The 4,104-nt window shown below is 73.1% G+C and carries 4 protein-coding genes and 1 pseudogene; 2 read left to right on the forward strand and 3 right to left on the reverse strand.

Features of this window, described 5'->3' with window-relative positions; genetic code table 11:
* Positions 1-221, forward strand: a pseudogene (locus BFF77_RS31780) (hypothetical protein); the annotation flags it as partial.
* A 15-nt stretch (positions 222-236) separates the two neighbouring features.
* Here BFF77_RS31780 and BFF77_RS31785 read toward each other — a convergent pair.
* The gene (locus BFF77_RS31785) at positions 237-719 is read right to left on the reverse strand and encodes a hypothetical protein (protein WP_245704001.1); all 483 of its coding nucleotides are present in this window, start codon (positions 717-719) and stop codon (positions 237-239) included.
* A 179-nt stretch (positions 720-898) separates the two neighbouring features.
* The gene (locus tag BFF77_RS31790) at positions 899-1,426 is read right to left on the reverse strand and encodes a DinB family protein (RefSeq protein ID WP_066956976.1); all 528 of its coding nucleotides are present in this window, start codon (positions 1,424-1,426) and stop codon (positions 899-901) included.
* A 134-nt stretch (positions 1,427-1,560) separates the two neighbouring features.
* On the opposite strand from BFF77_RS31790, the gene BFF77_RS31795 reads away from it, so the two are divergent.
* Positions 1,561-2,469 carry a Gfo/Idh/MocA family protein gene (locus BFF77_RS31795; RefSeq protein ID WP_066956979.1) on the forward strand — a complete coding sequence of 303 codons (909 nt, stop codon included), beginning with the start codon at positions 1,561-1,563 and terminating at the stop codon, positions 2,467-2,469.
* Here the strand turns inward: BFF77_RS31795 and lnt are convergent.
* Complete coding sequence (gene lnt, locus BFF77_RS31800) at positions 2,390-3,991, reverse strand: apolipoprotein N-acyltransferase (RefSeq protein WP_066956982.1); 1,602 nt, start codon at positions 3,989-3,991, stop codon at positions 2,390-2,392. The genes BFF77_RS31795 and lnt overlap by 80 nt on opposite strands.
* Positions 3,992-4,104: the final 113 nt, after the last annotated feature.

A 4,104-nucleotide genomic window follows, 5' to 3' on the forward strand; every position in this document is an offset into this window, starting at 1 on the left:
CCCGGCCGGCGCCGGCCGGGGGCGGACCGGCCGTGCGGGCCTTCTACCCCGCGCTCCATCTCAATCTCGCCGTCGACTACATGAAGCTCCAGCGGCCGGACGCGGCCCGGCTCCATCTGGACCGGGCACGCGACGCGGCGGACGCGCTGGGGGAGGACGGGTACGGCCACACGGTACGGGCGGGGATCGACCGCTTGGAGCGGCGGCTCCGGGAGCGATGAGCCCGGGGCCGACGGTCAATTCCGGTAGGTCCGGGCGCAGATGCGGGCCTGGGGGCTGTCCGCCGGCCAGCGGCCGTAGCTCTCGCCGAGGGCGCAGAGATCGGCGAGGGTGGCGGGCGGCTCGACGGGATCGGCGGGGCGCTGCCGCTCGGGCCGCTCGCGGCGGCGTTCCTTCCGTACCGGCGGGGGCGCCTGCCCGTGCCGGAGCCGCTCGGGGGACGCCTGTTCTGGCGCCGACGCGCGTTCGGGGGCGCCGGTCCGCCCGGAGGCGGACCGCCGGGGTTCGAGGGAGGACAGCGGGGCCGGTTCCGGGCTCCGGGCGGGGATGATCGCCTCCAGCGCCTCCCTGGCAGGAGCCTGGACGATCTGCGGCTGCGCGCCGCCCGCCCCGGGAGCCCCGCTGCTCGCTCCCGGCCGCGGTACGGATACGGGCGCCGGGCGCCCTTCCACGGACACACATCCGGAGACGGCCGTGACCGCCATTCCCATCAGGACCATCGCTGCGCTTCTCGTTCGGTGCACTCGCGCAACTCTGCTGGTCGGGACGGCCGTTGGGGAGCGTAAAGGGCGCGGATTGGCCCGGACGGGTGACACGGGGCGGATCTTGTCCCGTCGGCCGCCGTACATCACCGGGCCACGGGCCGCCGCGCCGGCCCGGACGGGCCCTGGGGCGGGTGTCACTCGCCCGTCACACCGTCGATCCGTTCCCTGATGAGGTCCGCGTGACCGTTGTGCCGGGCGTACTCCTCGATCATGTGGGTGTAGATCCAGCGGAGGTTGTAGGGCTCGCCCGTGGTGCGGTCGCGTCGCCCGGCTCCCAGGTGGTCGAGGGAGTGCGGGGCGGCGAGCTCGCGGGCGCGGGTGATCTCGGCCTGCCAGGTGGCGTACGCCTCGTCCCAGGTGTCGCCCTCGCCGGGATGGAAGTCGCCGTCCTGATCGGCGTCGCTGTAGTAGATCGGCCCGGCCTCCTCCCCGGACAGCGTTCTGCGGAACCACGCCCGCTCCACCTCGGCCATGTGCCGTACGAGACCCAGCAGGGTCAGCTCCGAGGGCGGTACGGAGGCTTCCCGGAGCTGTGCTTCGGTCAGTCCGGCGCATTTCAGCGCCAGCGTCTCGCGGTGATGGTCCAGCCAGCTTTGCAGGCTCTCGCGTTCGCCCGCGACGGTGGAGGGACGGATGCGTTCGGTGCGTTCGGATGTCGTCATGGCGGTCATCCTCACCCATGGACCGATCCCGTCGCGAAGCCTTATTCCGCGTGCCCTCCACGGCGCACGTATGCTTCCGGAACAGCGCACCCGTCATCACAGCACGTCAGCGCGTCAGGCAGAGGGAGGCCCTTGTGAGGATCGGCATCATCGGGCTCGGCGACATCGCGCGGAAGGCGTATCTGCCGGTGCTCACCACACTGCCCGGAGTCGAGCCGCATCTCCACACCCGCACTCCGGCCACACTGGCGAGGACCGCCGAGACCTGGCGCGTCCCGGCCGCGCACTGCCATGCAGACCTCGACTCGCTCCTCGCGCGGGGCCTCGACGCCGCGTTCGTCCACGCGCCGACGACCGTGCACGCCGAGATCGTCACCCGGCTGCTGGAGGCGGGCGTGGCGACCTATGTCGACAAGCCGATCGCGTACGAACTCGCGGACACCGAGCGCGTGGTGGCCCTCGCCGAGGAGCGCGGTGTCAGCCTCGCCGTCGGCTTCAACCGCCGCTTCGCGCCCGGCTACGCCCAGTGCGTCGAGCATCCGCGCGACCTGATCCTGTTGCAGAAGAACCGGGTCGGTCTGCCCGAGGACCCGCGCACCTTCGTCCTGGACGACTTCATCCATGTCGTCGACACCCTGCGCTTCCTGGTCCCCGGACCCGTCGAGCACACCGACGTACGGGCCCGGACACGGGACGGGCTGCTGCACCATGTCGTACTCCAGCTCTCCGGCGACGGCTTCACCGCCATCGGTGTGATGAACCGGCTCAGCGGCTCCGCCGAGGAGATCCTCGAAGTGTCGGGACAGGACACCAAACGGGCCGTCCACGATCTCGCGACGGTCGTGGACCACAAGGGACAGCCGAGCGTGCGGCGGCGCGGCGACTGGGTGCCGGTGGCCCGCCAGCGCGGGATCGAGCAGTGCGTCCTGGCCTTCCTCGACGCCGTACGGGCCGGGGACCTCGTCAGCGCACAGGATGCGCTGCGGACTCATGAGCTGTGCGAGCGGGTGGTACGAGCGGCACTGGACCAGGCCGCCTCCTGAACGAGCGCGCGCCGTCCGCGGCGCAGAGCGCGGCCAGCACGGCGAGGGCGGCATGGACCGCCCAGTCACCGAACTCGGTGTACGCGGTCGTGCCCCGGGCCAGCGGCACGTCGAACACGCCGGTGGCGCTCCGGTCCGTACCGATCCGGGCGCCCACTCGCTCACCGTCCGGGCCGAACACCGCGCTGGTGCCCGTCAGCGTGGCATGCGCCATCGGCCGGCCGGTCTCCGCGGCCCGCAGCGCCGCCAGGGAGGCATGCTGCTCCGGCGCCCAGCTTCCCTGGAACGTGGACGTGGAGGACTGCGCGACCAGAAGCTGTGCGCCGTCCCGGACCAGCCGCCTGCTCATGTCGGGGAAGGCCGACTCGAAGCAGACCAGCGGCCCGAACCGCAGCCCGCCCCTGCCCTCCCCGGGCAGGACCATCACCACCTGGCGGGTGCCGTGCTCGCGGTCCTCGCCCGCCGCCCTGCCCACCGAGGTGGCCCAGCCCAGCGCGGCGCGGGCCGGTATGTACTCGCCGAAGGGCACCAGCCGCATCTTGTCGTACGTGTCTCCCGTCGGGCCGTTCGGACCGACCAGGACGGCACGCTTGAATATCCCGGCCCTCCCGGCCGCGTCCGTGCTGCGCGCGTCGACATTGACGAGTATCTCGGCGCCGACCGCGCGGGAGAGCACGGCGAGCCGCGCCGCCAGATCGGGCCTGGTCGCCAGATCGGCGGAGACACTGCTCTCCCCCCAGACCACCAGATCGAGATCCTGGCCGGCCAGGGTGCGCGTCAGGGCCTCGCCCCGCGCGAACCGGCGCTCACGGGCATCGGCGCCCTCGACGACGCCCGGCTGGACGACCGCGATCCGCGCCGTACCGGACCGCTCGGGCTCCGGCGCCCATGTCCACACCGAGATCACCGTGAGGGCGCACAGCACGAGGGAGACGGCTCCGGCGAGGCGCGGTCGTATGCGCGGGACCGAGATCAGCACGGTGAGCGCGGTGTTCACGGCGACCACCAGCAGGCTCACCAGCCAGACACCGCCCACCGAGGCGAGCCGCAGGGCCGGCGCGACCTCCCACTGGCTGGCGCCGAGGAGGCCCCAGGGCCCGCCGAGTCCCTGCCAGGACCTGACCAGCTCGACCACCAGCCAGCCCGAGGGCACCACGGCGACGGCCGCCGCGGCGCGGCCCGGGGACGGTGTCCCGCCGAGCACGGACCGCACCAGCCACCCCCAGGGCGCCCACAGCAGCCCGAGCAGCGCGGCCAGCACCGCCAGGAACACATGGAGGCTCGGCGCCAGCCAGTGGTGTACGGCGATCATGAAGCCGATGCCGCCCAGCCAGCCGTCCAGGGCCGCGCGGGAGCCCGTGGGAGCGGACCGTACGAGCAGCATCCACGGCACCAGCGCGACATACGCGAACCACCACAGGGACGGCTCGGGGAACGCGAGAGCGGGCAGTGAGCCCGCCACCACCGCGGCGGCGCCTCGCCACCACGGCGACGCCAGGCTCCGGCCGACCGGGCTCCGCATCCCAAGCGCCTCCTCGCCCCGCCTGCCCTGCTCTTGCGGGTTGTCTTCCCCCGAGGAACAGCACCGAAGCGGGAGGAGGGCACCGGAAAGAAGCGGGAGAGCAGGAGGGGCGG

Source organism: Streptomyces lushanensis (assembly GCF_001700515.1).
Taxonomy (GTDB): domain Bacteria; phylum Actinomycetota; class Actinomycetes; order Streptomycetales; family Streptomycetaceae; genus Streptomyces; species Streptomyces lushanensis.